The sequence below is a fragment of the Aeromonas sp. FDAARGOS 1418 genome (genome assembly GCF_019048585.1).
GTDB lineage: Bacteria > Pseudomonadota > Gammaproteobacteria > Enterobacterales > Aeromonadaceae > Aeromonas > Aeromonas caviae.
Window position 1 is genome coordinate 3,924,586 of record NZ_CP077387.1, and the last position, 17,002, is coordinate 3,941,587.

The 17,002-nt window shown below is 62.1% G+C and carries 19 protein-coding genes; 14 read left to right on the forward strand and 5 right to left on the reverse strand.

All coding sequences use genetic code 11. From position 1 onward, the window contains the following. Window position 1: 1 nt before the first annotated feature. From I6L48_RS18265 to I6L48_RS18280, 4 genes are all read left to right on the forward strand, one after another. Window positions 2-1,540 (forward strand): inactive transglutaminase family protein, encoded by a 1,539-nt coding sequence (locus tag I6L48_RS18265; protein ID WP_010674088.1) that lies wholly within the window; start codon window positions 2-4, stop codon window positions 1,538-1,540. Between the two features lie 3 nt (window positions 1,541-1,543). After that, complete coding sequence (locus I6L48_RS18270) at window positions 1,544-2,509, forward strand: alpha-L-glutamate ligase-like protein (RefSeq protein ID WP_039039849.1); 966 nt, start codon at window positions 1,544-1,546, stop codon at window positions 2,507-2,509. Between the two features lie 297 nt (window positions 2,510-2,806). Beyond that, on the forward strand, window positions 2,807-3,721 hold the full coding sequence (locus tag I6L48_RS18275) for a hydrogen peroxide-inducible genes activator (RefSeq protein WP_010674086.1): 915 nt from the start codon (window positions 2,807-2,809) through the stop codon (window positions 3,719-3,721). A 106-nt stretch (window positions 3,722-3,827) separates the two neighbouring features. Next, entirely contained in the window at window positions 3,828-4,277 is a 450-nt protein-coding gene (locus tag I6L48_RS18280; RefSeq protein ID WP_029314241.1) for a C40 family peptidase, read from the forward strand. 54 nt (window positions 4,278-4,331) lie between these two features. On the opposite strand, the gene I6L48_RS18285 is transcribed toward I6L48_RS18280, so the two are convergent. Continuing rightward, window positions 4,332-4,625, reverse strand: a complete 294-nt coding sequence (locus I6L48_RS18285) for a hypothetical protein (protein ID WP_010674084.1) — start codon at window positions 4,623-4,625, stop codon at window positions 4,332-4,334. A 212-nt stretch (window positions 4,626-4,837) separates the two neighbouring features. Here I6L48_RS18285 and I6L48_RS18290 point away from each other — a divergent pair, with 212 nt between their 5' ends. Genes I6L48_RS18290 through I6L48_RS18305 form a run of 4 tightly spaced genes read left to right on the forward strand, consistent with a single transcriptional unit; the run spans window position 4,838 to window position 8,585 of the window. Beyond that, window positions 4,838-6,268, forward strand: a complete 1,431-nt coding sequence (locus tag I6L48_RS18290; RefSeq protein ID WP_216987572.1) for a coniferyl aldehyde dehydrogenase — start codon at window positions 4,838-4,840, stop codon at window positions 6,266-6,268. A gap of 8 nt (window positions 6,269-6,276) precedes the next feature. Continuing rightward, entirely contained in the window at window positions 6,277-6,867 is a 591-nt protein-coding gene (locus tag I6L48_RS18295) for a TetR/AcrR family transcriptional regulator (RefSeq protein ID WP_182954442.1), read from the forward strand. Then, entirely contained in the window at window positions 6,857-7,384 is a 528-nt protein-coding gene (locus I6L48_RS18300; protein ID WP_113977966.1) for a hypothetical protein, read from the forward strand. Before I6L48_RS18295 ends, I6L48_RS18300 begins: the two co-directional genes overlap by 11 nt. 16 nt (window positions 7,385-7,400) lie before the next feature. Further along, window positions 7,401-8,585, forward strand: coding sequence for an iron-containing alcohol dehydrogenase (locus tag I6L48_RS18305; RefSeq protein ID WP_216987573.1), 1,185 nt, complete (start codon window positions 7,401-7,403; stop codon window positions 8,583-8,585). Window positions 8,586-8,600: 15 nt separating this feature from the next. Here I6L48_RS18305 and cysM read toward each other — a convergent pair whose 3' ends face one another. After that, a complete protein-coding gene (cysM, locus tag I6L48_RS18310) occupies window positions 8,601-9,491 on the reverse strand; it encodes a cysteine synthase CysM (RefSeq protein WP_042017359.1) in 891 nt (296 codons plus the stop codon). Window positions 9,492-9,645: 154 nt separating this feature from the next. On the opposite strand from cysM, the gene I6L48_RS18315 reads away from it, so the two are divergent. From I6L48_RS18315 to I6L48_RS18340, 6 genes are all read left to right on the forward strand, one after another. Then, window positions 9,646-9,903, forward strand: coding sequence for a GNAT family N-acetyltransferase (locus tag I6L48_RS18315; protein WP_041212700.1), 258 nt, complete (start codon window positions 9,646-9,648; stop codon window positions 9,901-9,903). Then, a complete protein-coding gene (locus I6L48_RS18320; RefSeq protein ID WP_113977960.1) occupies window positions 9,893-10,477 on the forward strand; it encodes a nucleotidyltransferase family protein in 585 nt (194 codons plus the stop codon). Before I6L48_RS18315 ends, I6L48_RS18320 begins: the two co-directional genes overlap by 11 nt. A 70-nt stretch (window positions 10,478-10,547) precedes the next feature. Beyond that, window positions 10,548-12,371 carry a SulP family inorganic anion transporter gene (locus I6L48_RS18325; protein WP_216987574.1) on the forward strand — a complete coding sequence of 608 codons (1,824 nt, stop codon included), beginning with the start codon at window positions 10,548-10,550 and terminating at the stop codon, window positions 12,369-12,371. A gap of 122 nt (window positions 12,372-12,493) precedes the next feature. Next, the gene (locus I6L48_RS18330) at window positions 12,494-13,840 is read left to right on the forward strand and encodes an MATE family efflux transporter (protein ID WP_045525276.1); all 1,347 of its coding nucleotides are present in this window, start codon (window positions 12,494-12,496) and stop codon (window positions 13,838-13,840) included. A gap of 11 nt (window positions 13,841-13,851) precedes the next feature. Then, complete coding sequence (locus tag I6L48_RS18335) at window positions 13,852-14,442, forward strand: hypothetical protein (RefSeq protein WP_039039859.1); 591 nt, start codon at window positions 13,852-13,854, stop codon at window positions 14,440-14,442. A 276-nt stretch (window positions 14,443-14,718) separates the two neighbouring features. Continuing rightward, window positions 14,719-14,934, forward strand: coding sequence for a YdcH family protein (locus tag I6L48_RS18340; RefSeq protein ID WP_005313020.1), 216 nt, complete (start codon window positions 14,719-14,721; stop codon window positions 14,932-14,934). Between the two features lie 229 nt (window positions 14,935-15,163). Here the strand turns inward: I6L48_RS18340 and I6L48_RS18345 are convergent, their stop codons facing one another. The 3 genes from I6L48_RS18345 to I6L48_RS18355 all read right to left on the reverse strand — a co-directional run bounded on the left by I6L48_RS18345 (window position 15,164) and on the right by I6L48_RS18355 (window position 16,916). Further along, window positions 15,164-15,397 (reverse strand): hypothetical protein, encoded by a 234-nt coding sequence (locus tag I6L48_RS18345; RefSeq protein ID WP_139739600.1) that lies wholly within the window; start codon window positions 15,395-15,397, stop codon window positions 15,164-15,166. Between the two features lie 170 nt (window positions 15,398-15,567). Further along, window positions 15,568-16,278, reverse strand: a complete 711-nt coding sequence (locus I6L48_RS18350) for a PIN domain-containing protein (protein ID WP_139739601.1) — start codon at window positions 16,276-16,278, stop codon at window positions 15,568-15,570. Between the two features lie 2 nt (window positions 16,279-16,280). After that, on the reverse strand, window positions 16,281-16,916 hold the full coding sequence (locus I6L48_RS18355) for a hypothetical protein (RefSeq protein WP_052224813.1): 636 nt from the start codon (window positions 16,914-16,916) through the stop codon (window positions 16,281-16,283). Between the last annotated feature and the right edge of the window lie 86 nt (window positions 16,917-17,002).

Sequence of the window (17,002 nt, forward strand, 5' to 3'; positions counted from 1 at the left end):
CATGGTTTCCCGTAAGCCGTTCTATCTGCTGGTCGCCCTGCTCTACATCGTCGGCCTGGGGATGACCTTCTATCATCACATCGCACTGGACGTCCCGCTCACGCCGGGTGAAAAGCGCCAGATCTGGTCCATCGAAGCCAAACTCGAGTTCGAGGCCACCGGCGAGCCGGTGATCGCCTCCCTGGCCATTCCGGGCACCCAGCCCGGCTTCACCCTGATGAACGAGAACGCCGCGAGCCCGGGCTATGGCCTGTCGTTCGTGGAAAAAGACGGGGATGCCCGCGCCGAGTGGTCCATCCGCACCGCCTCCGGCCGTCAGGAGCTCTACTACCGGGTCGACATGATGGCCGATGCCCATGCCAAGCCCGCCGCCAACCCGCAGCCGCCCGCCATCGAGAAGCAGATCGAGAGCGAGCCCTACGCCACGGCCATGAAGCAGATCCTGGAGCGCGCCCAGGAGCGCTCCGCCGACGGCTACACCCTGACCCGCGAGATCATCAAGGAGATCGAGAAGCAGGAACAGAACGCCGAGCTGCTCAAGTCCCACAAGAGCCGCGCCAATCTGATTGCCGAGCTGCTCAACAACGCGGACGTCCCGGCCCGGGTGGTTCACGCCCTCAGCCTGGAAGATGGCCGTCGCCGTCAGGAGCTGGTGGATTACCTGCAGGTCTTCAACAGCCCGACCGACTACAAGCTGTTCAACCCGCAAAGCGGTGAACAGGGTCAACCGGCCAACCTGCTGCTGTGGGAGTACAACTCCGGCGCCCTGCTGGACGTCACCGGCGGTCACAACTCCCGCGTCACCTTCTCGATGATCGAGCAGGAGCAACCGGTCAACGTGGCCCTGGCCCAGAAGTTCGAAAAATCCGAGATGATGAACTTCTCCATCCACAGCCTGCCCCTGGAAGAGCAAGCCCTGTTCAAGGGTCTGCTGCTCATCCCCATCGGCGTGCTGATGGTGGTGTTCCTGCGGGTCATCGTGGGGATCAAGACCTCCGGCACCTTCATGCCGGTGCTGATCGCGGTCGCCTTCATCCAGACCTCGCTGGTCACCGGCCTCATCGGCTTCCTGCTGATCGTCGGCACCGGCCTGGTGATCCGCTCCTACCTCTCGAGGCTGAACCTGCTGCTGGTCGCCCGGATATCGGCGATCATCATCATGGTGATCTCGATGATCGGCATCTTCTCGGCGTTCGCCTTCAAGCTGGGGCTGACCGACGGCATGAAGATCACCTTCTTCCCGATGATCATCCTCTCCTGGACCATCGAGCGCATGTCCATCCTGTGGGAAGAAGAGGGTCCCAAAGAGGTGTTCCGCCAGGGCGGCGGTTCCCTGCTGGTGGCGGTCATCGCCTACCTGGCCATGGACAACGAGCTCATTCGTCACCTCACCTTCAACTTCCTCGGCCTGCAGCTGGTGCTGATGGCGACCGTGCTGTTGATGGGTAACTACACCGGCTACAAGCTGAGCGAACTCAAGCGCTTCAAGCCGCTGGTGGACGAGATGAAGTCTGGTGCCACCCCGGGTAAGGACAAGTAACAGATGTGGTTCTGGCAGAAATACACCAGTCCGTGGAGCCTGTCCCAGGCAGGCATCCTCGGCATGAACAAGCGCAACCACTCCTACATCAGCCGCTACAACCCGCGCCGCCTCTATCCGCTGGTGGATGACAAGCTCAAGACCAAGCGCATCGCGCTGGATGCGGGGGTGACGGTGCCTGAACTCATCGGCACAATCCGCGAGCAGCACGACGTGACTCGCATCACCGAGCTGGTGAAGGACTGGCCGGGCTTCTGCATCAAGCCGGCCCGCGGCTCCGGCGGCAAGGGGATCCTGGTGATCCTGCGCCAGGAGGACGGCCTCTTCTACAAGCCCAACGGCAGCGCCGCCAACGGCCAGGATCTGGAGCGCCATGTCTCCAACATCCTGGCGGGGCTCTATTCCCTCGGCGGCAAGCCCGACGTGGCGCTGGTGGAAGGGCTCATCAACTTCGACGACGTGTTCGACGGCTACTCCTTCGAAGGGGTCCCCGATGCCCGGGTGATCATCTTCAAGGGGTTCCCGGTGATGGCCATGATGCGCCTCTCCACCTCGGCTTCCGATGGCAAGGCGAACCTGCACCAGGGCGCCGTGGGGGTGGGCCTGTGCCTGCGCACCGGCCGCGCCCTGCGGGCGGTGCAGTTTGGCAACCCGCTGCGCCACCACCCGGACACCGGCCTGGATCTCTACGATCTGAAGGTGCCTCACTGGGACACCCTGCTCAACCTGGCGGCCTCCTGCTACGAGATGTCCGGTCTTGGCTACATCGGGACTGACATGGTGCTGGACAAGTTCCGCGGCCCCATGCTGCTGGAGCTCAACGCCCGTCCGGGCCTTGCCATCCAGATCGCCAACGGTCGCGGCCTGGTGCCCAACCTCAAGACCATCGAGAAGCTGGGTCAGGTCAAGATGAACGTGGAGCAGCGGGTCAACTTCGCCAAGGATCACTTCGGTATCTTCGACGAATAGTCCGCCCCCCTTCTGCAAAAACGCGCCCACCGGCGCGTTTTTTTATGGCCGCTCCTGCGCGCAGGGCGCCCCGCCCGAAGGCCGATCCCCGTCACATCCCATGGCGGCGCCCCTTCAATGGCGCGGCACAAGGGGATAAGCTCCTGACCAATGAGGGGTGACCAGCTCATCGGCGCAGGCCACCCCATGTGCGTGAGGCAGTGCGCCTGCCAGGGGGCACCGATTTGTCGACGACAACGGGGCTTCTCGATGGTAGATTAATCAAATCAAATAGATAGCATCGATCGGGTTTCTCCTATGCAACGTTGGCCCAGCCTGAAGCAGCTCCAGTATCTGGTCGCTCTGGACGAGCACAAGAATTTCAACCGCGCCGCCAAGGCCTGCCATGTCAGCCAGTCGACCCTGAGTACCGGGATCCAGACCCTGGAGGACATGATGAACCTGCAACTGGTGGAGCGGGATCACAAGAGCTTCATCATGACGCCGGTCGGCATGGAAATCGTGGCGCGGGCGCGCAACCTGCTCTCCGACGCCCGGGATCTGATGGAGCTGGGGCAGCAGCAGGGGGGCGTCATGCACGGCACGGTGCGCCTGGGCTGCATCCCCACCATCGCCCCCTTCCTGCTGAGCAAGCTGCTGCAGGTGTGCGGCAAGGCCTATCCGGATCTGGAGCTGCTGCTGCGGGAAGACACCACCACCAATCTGCTCAAGCAGCTGGAGCAGGGGCAGCTCGATCTGCTGATCCTGGCGCTGCCGGTGGAGATCGGCGGCTTCCACAGCAAGACCGTCGGCCAGGATCCCTTCCACATGGTGATGCCCTCCCACATGGCTGCGGGCCTGCACATGCCGTTCGACTACAAGGAGCTGCCCAACCAGAGCATCTTCCTGCTGGAGCGGGAGCACTGCCTGACGGAGCACGCGGTGAGCGCCTGCCGGCTGCGGGACAAGAGCAAGATCAACCCGTTCGCCGCCACCAGTCTGCACACCCTGGTGCAGATGGTGGGGGCCGGTCTTGGCACCACCTTCCTGCCCCAGATGGCCATAGATGCGGGCATCCTCGACAACACGGACCTGGTGGCCATCCCCCTGCCCGGGGAGAAACCCTATCGGGAGATAGGCCTGGTGTGGCGTCCCAGCACCACCCGGGTGCAGACCTTCTACAAGATTGCCGAGCTGCTGACGCCGCTCATTACCCCCAAACCGGCGGGGTGATCCAGTGGCTGCCCCCACAGGCGGCCACTCGTCAATGCCGTTGTCATTCAGGTTCCAGGCAGGATCATCGTCTATGATGAACCCCGTGCCCTATCAAGGAGTTGAGATGTTTCGCACCTTGCTGCTGCCCCTGCTGGCCCTGCTTCTCGCCGCCTGCTCCAGTACGCCGGAGCCTCCCCCTCCCGTGCGCCAGAGCGGCGCATTCGACAACTTCTATCAGCAGTGGCGCGGCGTGCCCTATCGCATGGGCGGTACCAGCCGCGCCGGTCTCGACTGCTCCGCCTTCACCCAGCTCGCCTACAGCCAGGTGCTGGGCTTCACCCTGCCCCGCACCACGGAATCCCAGGCGAGTCTCGGCCGCCCGGTGGACAGATACCGTCTCCAGCACGGGGACCTGGTCTTCTTCAAGACCGGCTGGCAGCAGTACCACGTCGGGGTCTACACCGGGGCAGGTGAGTTCATCCACGCCTCCACCAGCAAGGGCGTGATCCGATCGCGCCTCGACAACGTCTACTGGAACAGCCGCTACTGGCAGGCCCGCAGGCTGGTCCAGTAGGTGTGACCCCAAACATGAAAAGGCCCCGAGGGGCCTTTTCATGTTGTTGCCGGGTCAGTGCTTGCGGTGCCAGCGGGGCGAGGTGGCGCGCTCCCCCCAGGGGGTCATGCAGGGCAGCAGGGCCCCCTCGATGACGCCCTCATGGCTCGCCAGCGCCAGGGCAATCTTCTCGTGGAGCAGGCGCAGCAGGTTCTTCTCCTGGCCCGCCAGGGAGTGGCCCGCGGCGAAATACTCCTGCTGATGTTGCAGCGCCAGCTTCTGGGCAAACTCATAGGTGTTGAAACTGTCCGGCATGCGCGCGATCACGTCATCCAGCCGGGCCAGCAGGCTATGCAATTCCCTGGTCATGTGCGGTTCTCCCTCCGAGTTGGTGCCCCACAATTACCCCTTATTAGATATAAGACCAATCCGAATGCCTCAAAAATGGGAGCCCGGACACAGTTCCGGGCAACGCTGCCCACTGGCAGCCACCCTCTGCCCTCACCCGGTTTACAAGTCGGCAACGAATCGCTAGATTTGGACCGACTAATCAGTCGGTCACTTTTCGTGCGGAGCATGCCATGGACACCACCGTCACCCCCGCCTCACCGGACAAGTTCTCCCTCCCCGAGCAGCTGCATCGGCTCAGGCAGGCCAGCCAGGCCACCCCCATGCCGGATCTGGCGTCCCGCCGTGCCAGACTTGATGCCCTCAAGCAGGGGCTGCTGCGCCACAAGCAGGCACTGTGTCAGGCCCTGGCCCGGGACTACGGCCAGCGCAGCGATTACGACAGCCTGATCGCCGATGTGCTCCCCTGCGTCATGCAGATCAACTACACCCAGAAACGGCTCAAGGGGTGGATGAAACCGGAGCGCCGTCATTCCGGCCTGCTGCTGGCCCCCGCCAGGGTCGAGGTGCACTATCAGCCCCTCGGCGTGGTCGGCATCATGGTGCCCTGGAATTTCCCGGTGATGCTGAGCCTCGGGCCCCTCATCGGCGCCCTCGCCGCCGGCAACCGCGCCATGATCAAGCTCTCCGAGTTCACCCCTCACACCAACGCCGTGCTGCGCACCCTGCTCGATGAGGCCCTCGGCGGTGACGAGGTGGTGGTCATCGAGGGGGATGCGGGGATCGCGGCCGCCTTCAGCTCCCTCCCCTTCGACCATCTCATCTTCACCGGCTCCACGGCGGTGGGTCGGCTGGTGATGGCCGCGGCCGCCCCCCAGCTCACCCCCCTCACCCTGGAGCTCGGCGGCAAGAGCCCCTGTCTCATCGCCCCCGACATGCCCCTGGCCCTGGCGGTGGAGCGGATGATCTTCGGCAAGAGCCTCAACGCCGGCCAGATCTGCGTGGCCCCCGACTACGTGCTGCTACCGAGGGGGCAGGAGCAGGCCTTCATCGAGGCCTATCAGGCCCATTTTCGCCGCCTCTACCCCAAAGGGCTCGAGAGCCCGGATTATGGCGCCATCATCAACGCTCCCCAGTACGAGCGGCTCACCGCCTGGCTGGAGGAGGCGAGGCAGGCTGGCGCCCAGATCCACCCCTGCGTCACGCCCGCCCAGGATGACGCCACCCGTAAACTGGTGCCCCACCTGCTGACCGAGGTGCCCGGCCACTGCCAGGTGATGCAGCAGGAGATCTTCGGCCCCCTGCTGCCCCTGGTGCCCTATGACGACATCGAGGAAGCCCTGGCCTATGTGGCGGCCCGGCCCCGCCCCCTGGCGCTCTATCTGATGAGCCTGGACGAGACGCTGCAGCGCCGCCTCATTCGGGAGACCCACGCCGGGGGCATGGCCATCAACGAGAGTCTGTTCCAGGTGGCGGCGGACGATGCCCCCTTCGGCGGCATAGGTCCCTCCGGCATGGGCCACTATCACGGCCGCGAGGGGTTTCTCACCTTCTCCAAGGCCAAGACCGTGCTGCGCCGCGGGCGCTTCAGCACAGGCACCCTCATTCACCCCCCCTATCGGCGCTGGTACCAGCGGCTGATGATGGCCCTATTCCTGCGCTAGGAGGCGAGATGCGAGAGACCATGACCGACAAACGCCGCCAGATCCTGGATGCCGCCCTGGCCCTGTGCGCGGAGGATGGCCTGCAGGGCGCCGCCACCGCCCGCATCGCCAAGGCGGCCGGGGTGGCCAATGGCACCCTGTTTCATCACTTTCCCAGCAAGGAGGTGCTGATCCAGAGCCTCTACCAGGACATCAAGCTGCGCCTTGGCGCCGCCATCACCGAGGCCGATGCCGCCCTGCCGCTCCAGGAGCAGGCCCGCCACTACTGGCACCAGGCCATGGGCTGGATGCAGGCCCACCCCCGTGAGCTCAGGTTCGTGCTGGGCTTTTTCCACTCCCCCCTGCTGGCCCGCCCCCTGCGCAGCCAGATCCTGGCGGAGACCCTGCATTTTCTGCCGAGCCTGCTCGCCCGGGGCCAGGCCAGAGGCGAGCTGATGTCGGCCCCGCCGGCCCTGATGCTGGAGGTGTGCCAGGGCCAGTTTCTGGCCTGCGCCTCCCTCTTTGTCGATCAGCCTGAACTGGGAGAAGACCCCCACTGGCAGGAGAGCGCCTTCACCCTCTTCTGGTCCGCCATCAGCGGAGGTTACCATGCGCCCTGACGCCCTGCTTGCCACCGGCAGGCGCCTCTGGATTGGCAGCCTGCTCTGGATCATCGGCCGCACCCTGTGCCGCGCCGCCCGGGTCGACGAGGCGGTGCGCCGCGAGCTTGCCCCCCTGCCGGACGGTCTCACCATCAGGCTGGAGGTAAACGGCATGACCCGGGGGCTGAGTCTCTACAAGTTCGCGGGGCGCTGGCACTGCGGTGAGGAGGCTGGCAGGGCGCATTCGACCTGTGCCCATAACGGCCCCCACCCCCTGCGGGTGCGCTTCAAGCACCCCGCCGTCGCCTTTCGCGCCCTCAGTTTTCGCCTCGGCATCAACCAGGCCTTTTGCGAAAACCGGCTGCTGGTGGAGGGGGATCTCGACGCGGCCATGCACCTGGTGCGAGCGCTTGAGCAGTTGCAGAGCCTGATCCTGCCCGCCTTCATCGCGCGGCCCCTGCTTCGCCACTACCCGGACCCGCATCGCAAGCTCGCGCGGGCCTGCCACATCTATCTGGGTCTTCTGACCGGTTGAACACGAGGAGAACGGGATGAGCCGTTATTACGATTTTTTCTGCCCGGTCAAGCTGATGGCGGGGGAGCAGGCGCTGGAGCAGTTGCCGGATGCCTTGAGGGGATTGGGGGCTGGCCGCCCGCTGCTGCTCACCGACAAGGGGGTCAGCGGCAGCGGGCTCGCCACCCTGCTGGCCCATGTGATGGCCGAAGGGGCCTTGCCGGTCGCCGCCATCTGGGACGAGATCCCGGCGGACTCCTCCACCGCCGTGGTGGAGCGGATCGCCCGCCACTACCGGGAGCTGGGCTGTGACAGCCTGCTCGCCCTTGGCGGCGGCTCCGTCATCGACACCGCCAAGGCGGTGAACATACTGGCGACCCTGGGGGGCGAGCGGCTGCTCGACTATGCCGGAGCGGATTGCCTGACCCGTCCCCTCAACCCCCTGGCGGTGGTCCCCACCACGGCGGGGACCGGCTCCGAAGTGACCCTGGTGGCAGTGATCAAGGATGAAGGGAGCGGGCGCAAGGTGCCCTTCACCTCCCCCTTCCTGCTGCCCCGGCTGGCGGTGCTGGATCCCCGCTTCACCCTGGGGCTGCCGCTGCCCATCACCGCCGCCACCGCCATGGATGCCATGACCCACGCCATCGAGGCCTTCATCGGCAACGGCAAGAACCCGGTCAGTGACGCCCTGGCCCTGATGGCGGTGGAGAAGATTGCCACCGCCCTGCCCAGGGTGCTGGCCCACCCGACGGACAAGGGCCTGCGGCTGCAACTGGCGGAGGGCTCCACCCTGGCGGGCATGGCGTTTTCCAACTCCATGGTGGGGCTGGTACACGCCCTTGGCCACAGTCTGGGGGCGCGCTGCCACCTGCCCCATGGCCTCTGTATGAACCTCTTCCTGCCCACCGTGCTCGACTACAACCGGCCCGGCATCGACCCCGAGCTGGCCCGCCTGCTGCTACCCCTGGTGGGGCCGGAGCGCTTTGCCGCGACCCCGGCCGAGGGGCGACCCCAGGCCACCATCGAGGCGTTGCAGGCACTGCGCGATACTCTGTGGCAGACGGTCAAGCTGCCTCGCACCCTGCGGGAGGCGGGCCTCACCGACAAGGCGCTGCTGCCCGGGATCCGGGATCTCGCCATCAACGATGGCGCCCTGCTCTACAACCGCAAGGATGCGGACAGGGACCAGCTGCTGGTCCTGCTGGAGCGGGCCTGGGAGTAGCGGGCCCCTTGCCCGTCAGGCATCGGGGGTGAAGACCCCGGTGGAGAGGTAGCGATCCCCCCGATCGCAGATGATCGCCACCACCACCCCCTGCCCGATCTCTGCCGCCACCCGCAAGGCCCCGGCCACGGCGCCACCCGAGCTGACACCGCAGCAGATCCCCTCCTCCCGCGCCAGGCGGCGCATCATGACGAGGGACTCGTCGAGCGTCACATCCAGCACCCCATCGACCCGCGCAGGCTCGAAGATGGCGGGCCGGTAGGCCTCGGGCCAGCGGCGAATGCCGGGGATCTGGCTCCCCTCGGCCGGTTGCAGGCCGATCACCGCCACCGCCGGGTTCTGCTCCTTGAGGTAGCGGGAGACCCCCATGATGGTGCCCGTGGTGCCCATGGCCGAGACGAAGTGAGTGACCGCCCCGCCGCTCTGGCGCCAGATCTCGGGGCCGGTGGAGCGGTAGTGGGCATCCGGGTTGGCGGGGTTGTTGAACTGATCGAGCACCAGCCCCTCCCCCCGCGCCTGCATGGCCAGGGCGAGGTCTCGCGCCGCTTCCATTCCCTCTTCCACCAGCACCAGCTCGGCGCCGTAGGCCTGCATGGCGTCGCGCCGCTCCTGGCTCATGTTGCTCGGCATGATGAGTCGCATCCGGTAACCCCGGGACGCCGCCACCATGGCCAGCGCGATGCCGGTATTGCCGGAGGTGGCCTCGATGAGCCGGGCACCTGGCGCTAAGTGACCACTCGCCTCTGCCTGCCTGATGAGGTTCAGCGCCGCCCTGTCCTTGACGGAGCCGGCGGGGTTGTTGCCCTCCAGCTTCACCAGCAGGGTGACGCCGGGGTGCGGATTGATGCGGCGCAGCGCCAGCAGCGGGGTGTTGCCTATCAGATCGTCCAGGGTGGCGAAGGCCATGACGGATCCATCCTCTCTCAATGTTCTATACCTTGCCTTGCGACCATTCGCAGGCCGGCCAGTGTAAGCGAGCCCGCCATGGGCGCAAAGAATGGCGTTGGCAAACCCTGTCCGCCATGTTCTGATCTTCCCATTCACCCAGAGAGGACTCCCGATGAGCGACATCCTACACCAGGCCGATCAGCAGCAGTTTGTCTGCACCGTGGACGGCAAGCTCTCCCGCCTTGCCTATCGCCGGCTGGACGCCACCACGGTGGACGCCTACAGCACCCAGGTTCCCCCCGAGCTGCGCGGACAGGGAATCGCCGACAAGCTGGCCCGCCGCTTCTACGACTGGACCCTCTCTGAGGGGCTCACCATAGTGCCGAGCTGCAGCTACATCGACGTCTGGTTGCGCCGCAATGCCGGTTGAAGCCGGGGCGCTGCGGGAGGCGCACCTGCGGGCCTGCACCGAGGCCCTGCTGCGGGCCGATCACCCGCGCATGGATTGCCTCCGGGCTGCGCGGGAGCTGGCTCTGCCCGACTGGGCCCTGGGGGCGGGGTTTGTGCGCAACCTCATCTGGGATCACCTCCATCACAAGGCCGAGCCCACCCCGCTCAACGACATCGATCTTATCTATCTGGACAGCGCTGATCCGACTGGATTGAAGGAGGCCGATCACGAAGCCTGGCTCGCCGCCAGGATGCCGGGCCAGCAGTGGGAGGTGCGCAACCAGGCCCGCATGCATCTGCGCCAGCAGGTGCCTCCTTTTGCCAGCTCGCTGTCGGCCCTCAGCCACTGGGTGGAGATACCCACCTGCATCGGGGTCCGCCTGCTGGCAGATGATGCGTTCGAGTGGCTGGCCCCCTACGGCTTTGCCCCCAACTGGTCCCTGGTGGTGAGCCCCAATCCGCGCTGTCGCCAGGAGAGCCGTATCTTTAGCGAACGGGTCAGGGCCAAGGAGTGGCAACGCATCTGGCCTGACCTTGTGGTGAACTGGCCATGAGCGGATTGCAAAGGGCCGACAACCTTGGGCACACTAAGAAAAAGATGTTTGTAACTCAATGGGTTAAATAATGCGCGACTTCTTCTCTCTCGAGCGCTGGCTGCCGGGGCTCGCCGCCTTGCTGCAATACCAGCGGGCCTGGCTGATGCCGGATCTTCGCGCTGGCCTCTCGGTCGCGGCCGTGGCCCTGCCCGTGGCCATCGCCTATTCGGAGCTCGCCGGGGTAGGCGCCATCGTCGGCCTCTACTCCTGCATCCTGCCCATGGTGGTGTACGCCCTCTTTGGCACCTCCCGTCAGCTCATCGTCGGTCCGGATGCCGCCACCTGCGCGGTGATCGCCGCCGTGGTAACGCCGCTCGCCGCCGGGGATCCCACCCGTCACTGGCAACTGGTGATGACCATGACCGCCATGACCGGCTTCTGGTGCCTCATCGCCAGCCGCTTCAAACTGGGGGTGCTGGCAGACTTTCTCTCCCGCCCCATCCTGATGGGGCTGCTCAACGGGGTGGCCATCACCATCATGGTGGGCCAGCTCTCCAAGATCTTCGGCTTCACCTTCAGCGAGCGCTACCTGATAGAGCGGATCCTGAACGGCACCAGCTACATTACCCAGACCCATCTGCCCACCCTGGCCATGAGCATGACGGCCCTGCTCACCCTGCTGCTGGCCAAGCGCTACAAGCCGGCCTGGCCCTCCTCCATGGTGGCCATGGTGGTGACGGCGGCCCTGGTGTGGGCGCTCGATCTCGGCCAGTTCGACATCGCCACCCTGGGGACCATCGGCTCGGGGCTGCCCGCCTTCCAGATGCCGGACTTTCCCCCCGGGCTTATCCGTGAGCTGGTGCTGCCCGCCCTCAACCTCGCCATGGTGAGCTTCGTCTCCATGATGCTCACCGCCCGCAGCTTTGCCGCCAAGAACGGCTACGAGATTGATGCGGACAAGGAGTTTAGGGCGCTGGGCATGGCGAACCTGGCGGCGGCGGCCTCCCAGGGGTTTGCCATCAGCGGGGCGGATTCGCGCACCGCGGTCAACGACGCCAACGGCGGCAAGAGCCAGCTGGTCTCCATCATCGCCGCCGCCGTCATCGCCCTGGTCACCTTCTACCTGACGGCGCCGCTGCAATACATTCCCACCGCCGCCCTCGGCGTGGTGCTGGTGATGGCCTCCCTGTCGCTCACGGATTTTCGCGGCCTCTGGGCCCTGCGCGACTCGGATCGCGCCGCCTTCTGGCTCGCCCTGGTGACCTTTGTCAGCGTGCTGACCATGGGGGTCATTCCGGGCATCACCCTCGCAGTCCTGCTGGGGCTGTTCCAGTTCCTGCGCAACGTGATGCGCCCCACCGACCAGCTGCTCGGTATGGACGACGAGGGCGTGGTGCGCACCCTGGGGGACAACGAGCAGGCCAAGGCGATTCCCGGCATCCTGGTCTACCGCTTCAACTCCCCGCTCACCTACTTCAACGCCCCCTACTTCAAGCGGCGGGTGCTGGCACTGCTGGTGCAGGATCCCCACAATCCCAGGTGCCTGGTGGTGGATGCGGTGGCCTGCTTCACCCATCAGGACATCAGCGTCATGAGCATGGTGGGAGAGCTGCACAAGGAGCTCAAGCGGCGCGGCATCCACATGGTGATGGCCGGTCGGCACGGCCAGATGAGCCAGTGGTTCAAACAGGCGGGGATCCGGGTCGGCGAGGATGGCATCATCCTCTGCCCCGACATGTACCAGGCCCTGCGCATGACCCGCTGCTACCGGGAGCCGGTGTTCCGGGACGACGAGGGGGTGGAGAGCACCACGGATGCCCTGCTCACCCGCTGGCCGCACGATGACGACCTGCCCGACTCGGCGCGCCTCACCCGCCCCAGCGAGCAGGAGGCCGGCGCCACGCCGGTCTGAGACACATCCCCCGGTCGCAGGTCCCCTCCTCCTGCGACCAGGATTGCACCCCGCCCCCGCTTGGTGTTAAATGCCCCTCCAGTTGGCCCTGACGAGGGCCATCGCCAGCACCTGGATATCCCATGCAGACTCAATCCCACGCGGGCCCGGGCTCCCTCTTCGCCCTGACCTGGCCACTGTTCATCGATCTGGCCCTTCACTTTCTGACCGGGGCCCTCAACACCTTCATGGTGGGCCATGTCTCCTATCAGGGGGTGGCGGCCCTCGCGGTGGGCAACCAGGTCTTCGATCTCGCCATCACCCTGTTCAGCTTCGTCAGCATCGGCACCAGCGTGGTGATCACCCAGTATCTGGGGGCGGGAGACAAGGAAAAAGCCCGCGTCGTCATCCACACCGCCATCGGCTTCAACCTGCTGGTGGGACTGGTGGCCGCGGTCGGCGTCATGGCGGGGGCCAGCACCATGCTGGCGCTGATGAACCTGCCTGCCCACCTGATGAGCGACGGCAGCCTCTACCTGCAGATCATCGGGCTTTGCCTGCTGCCGGAGGCGGCGGCCCTCTGTCTGGCCGCCACCCTGCGTGCCCACGGCCACACCCGCCAGGCCATGTACGTGACCCTCATCGTCAACCTCATCACCTTCGTCGGCAACCTGCTGCTGCTCTATGGCTGGTTCGGCCTGCCCCAGCTCGGGGTCGCCGGGGTCGCCATCAGCACGGTGGCGGGGCGCATCGTCGGGGTGGTGCTGCTGGTGTGGCTGGTGGCACGCAAGACCGGCATCCGGCTGCGTCTGCCCGAGATCGTCCGCCCAAGCCGCGCCATGCTGGACAAGGTGCTGCACATCGGTCTGCCGGCGGCGGGGGAGAACCTCTCCTGGATGCTGCAGTTCATGGTGGTGACCGCCTTCGTCGGCCTGCTCGGCGACAAGGCGCTGGCGACCCAGTCCTACTTCTTCCAGATCTGCCTGTTCATCCTGCTGTTCGGCCTCTCCATCGGCCTTGGCAACGAGATCATCATCGGCCACCTGGCGGGGGCCCGACGCTTCGATCAGGCCTATCGCCAACTGATGAAGAGCCTGAAACTCGGCCTCATCGTCACCGCCGCCATCGCCATCGCCGCCGCCCTGAACGGCCGCGCCATCATCAGCCTGTTCACCGACGACGCCGACATCATCACCCAGGTGGCGCAGCTCTTCCTCATCAGCCTCATCCTCGAACCCGGTCGCACCTTCAATCTGGTGGTGATCAACGCCCTGCGCGCCACCGGGGATGCCCGTTTCCCGCTCTACATGGCGCTCGTCTCCATGTGGGGCATTGCCGTTCCCCTGGCCTATTTCCTTGGTATCATGCAGGGCTATGGCCTGGTAGGCATCTGGCTGGCCCTCGCCTGCGACGAGTGGGTGCGCGGTCTGGCCATGTTCTGGCGCTGGCGCAGTCGTCGCTGGCAAAACAAAATTCTTGTCGAAACATAAGCGGAATCACCATGAAGAAAATCGGACTCTTGTTGACGGCCATCCTGCTCAGCCCGCTCGCCATGGCGCAAACCGCCCCGGCGACCCCCAAGGCGCAGGCTCCCCAGACCTGGTATGTGGCCCCCATCGTCATCGACGAGACCAGCGAAGCCCAGAAGGCCCTGACCAAGGAGTTCACGGCCCAGATGATCAAGACCATCAAGATCAACGAGTACCAGACCGGCAAGGCGGTGGGCAAGACCAAATCGCCCAAGTGGCTGATCCGCACCAAGCTGATGCCCGCAAGCCAAGAGCCCCTGGTCGGCAAGAAGCACCCGCAGGGCCTCACCTACGGCAAGGGCATCCCCACCCAGGAGATCGTCGGCGAGCTCATCATGAACGGCACCCTGGTGGCCCACATCGGTCAGGGCTGGCGCGAACCCATCGTCCCGGGCACACCGGTGGCGGAGAAAATCTCCATTGCCAACTACCAGTACGCCATCGGCAACGAGGCCAAGGCGCCGGATCTGGAAGAGCTGGCGGCGCAGATCGGTTTCGAGGCGGGCAAGGTGATTGCCAGAGACGGCAAGCCCCTGCCCGAGAAGAAAAAGAAAAAAGAGTAAACGGCTCACCCGTTTCCAGTCAGGGGCCTCGCGCCCCTTTCTGTTGCCCGCCCCGCTGCAGACCCCCTCTCCCGAATGTGAAGCGGATCCCGCTTCTTTCCTCTGCTGCCCCAGGGTCAGCAGGCAATCATCTTGTAATTCAAACAGTTAAAAATCGCCCTTCCCATGCCGCAAATCCGTGGCCCCGAATTGGATCGGGATCACGTTTCTCCCCGGCAGTAAGGGGTACTTTGGTCTTGCAGGCACAATCAAACGACAACAAGGAGGCTTCATTACATGTTTCCGGAGTACAGAGATCTCATCTCGAAACTGAAGAGCAGTGATGTCCATTTCCAGAAGAAGTTTGACTTGCACAACGACCTGGATGCGGAGATCAGAAAGCTGGAGAAACACCACGCCAGCGACTACAGCTCCGAGGTGAAGGATCTGAAAAAACAGAAACTTAAACTGAAAGAGGAGATATACGACATCCTCAAACAACATCCACACTAGACGCCTTGACGAATACCTGGATAAGCAACTTATCCTGCCAGCCCGGCCCGACGCCGGGCTTTTTATCATCTCGTCACAGGAAAGCTGTCCGAGACGCTGGCAGGCCCTGATGGCGAAATTCGCTGGATGTCTGGCCTGTTTGCCAACGAAAAACGATTTGTGCCCCCTCAATTATTTCGCGAGGGTAGAAGCTGTGGCTAAGGGAAACATAGCGACAGCTAAATGCCCTTTATTGATAATTCTGTTGGCTTTCTGTTGCCGCTATATAATTTTTTAACGCTATCCAGACTGCATTACCCTCATCATAAGGTTTTCTGCTAGTAATAAATTGTTGATCTCTTAGGATATATATAAGCAGCCTAAGTTCAACAGCTCCTTTTAACAAACTGAGCTTCTGATTTTTTTCAGCCTCATCATAGCGGATACCATTTTCTTGTTCTTTTTTCTCAAAAAGAGAAACCATTTCACCTAAAAAAGAGTTTTTTGTCCAAGTCTAACTTTTGAAAATTAATTTTCAATCCTTTAACATCCATTGTATTCACTAAATTCTCCATTGATATCTAATGCCTGCTACAACTGACTCATTTGTAGTGATGCGCAGCGAGCTAAAAATAATTTTTATTGTACACTATTTTATGCCCCCCCATTTACAGCTACCTCTGCCCACGCTAAGTTAGACACATATATTGCACCTAAAACTGTCAACTCCGGTTGTACTCCTCCAGAATTTTTCTGCCCGTACTCCTGTGTATTTGAACTCAAAAAAACAAAATCACTTTCTACGCCACGAGTGCGTAAATCTCGGCATAATCCGAGAAACAATTCATAAATCTCACAATCTTTAGGTTCTGCTTTACCTCGTTTTGCGGGTGGAAAATATTGCTTCACTCTATTCATCGCTCCCAATAAGTGCGCATCTTCTGGTATAACAATAGCGCATGATTGGAGGAGCGTTTCCGCAACCGACTTCAACTTATTCGCCAAATCCAATGCGCTTTCTACTTGACCATGTTGATATCGCATACTGGTTACGGCATCAGCTGCTGAAAGAAAGTGCCTTCGTCTTGATTCCAGTTTTAGTATTTCACGCTCCGTCTCTTCTAAAACCCCAGCGACATTTTCGTGCCACTCCATTTCTACCGTAGCGCTTGTTAATAGCCATAAAGACCGTGAGTTTGAATTCGCCCTAGCTATCAATGATTGAGCGAATTTTGCAGAATCAGAGTTGATATTTTCTCTAACAGCAGAACGGATAATATCGAGAAAAATACACGTATCTATGTAAAGCATTGGCAAAGGCTCACCCGATATAGCGCTACATGCGTCAGCGTAACTGATAAGCATAGTTAGCGTTCCTTAATATACGAGAGAAGATCTTCTGCGAACTCATACTGAATACCTAACTCAATAGCTTTTTCTTCCGACCATCCAAGTTCAACTAGAGATCTAATTACCATGTCTGCATAAATGTCCACTTTTGCCTCATGTACTAAGACCAAAAACTCAAACCAGCGTTTTCTATCTAATGGATGAGAGCTTCCAGTCGACTTGTTTGCTAAGTTTGAAAAGCGTATGAGAGATTTTTCCACGGCATCTCCAGCAACGCTACCAATACTTATTTGGTCACTAGTAAGGTCAGCGGTAATGCCGGTACCATTAATTGCAGGAAGTACAACATCTTCATAGAAATTCTCTAGAACGAAATTGTATTGTTCGTAAGTGAGTTCACTCTCCTCAGTTGGAATTATATTAGAAACCCATAATAACCCACCCTCCTTGGGAAATATAAACAATGCTGCTGGTGATACACAGGAGCCTCTTAAGGCTTCAAAACAAATTGGCTTTTCATCGATATCTCCGAGCGTATTCTCTTTATCCTTCCTTCGAACCCATGGCGCTTTAGATGCTTTTTCAAGCAGCTTTGAGAAATTATCAATATCAATCCCATTAAGGTGGATGTACAGCTCGCGAAAAGTTTTCATATATTTCCTATTTTTAGGATGAAAAGTTTGTATAGAAAATCAATGTAACATATTTCTCCGTATATCCTGCCCAGCCACCTACAATA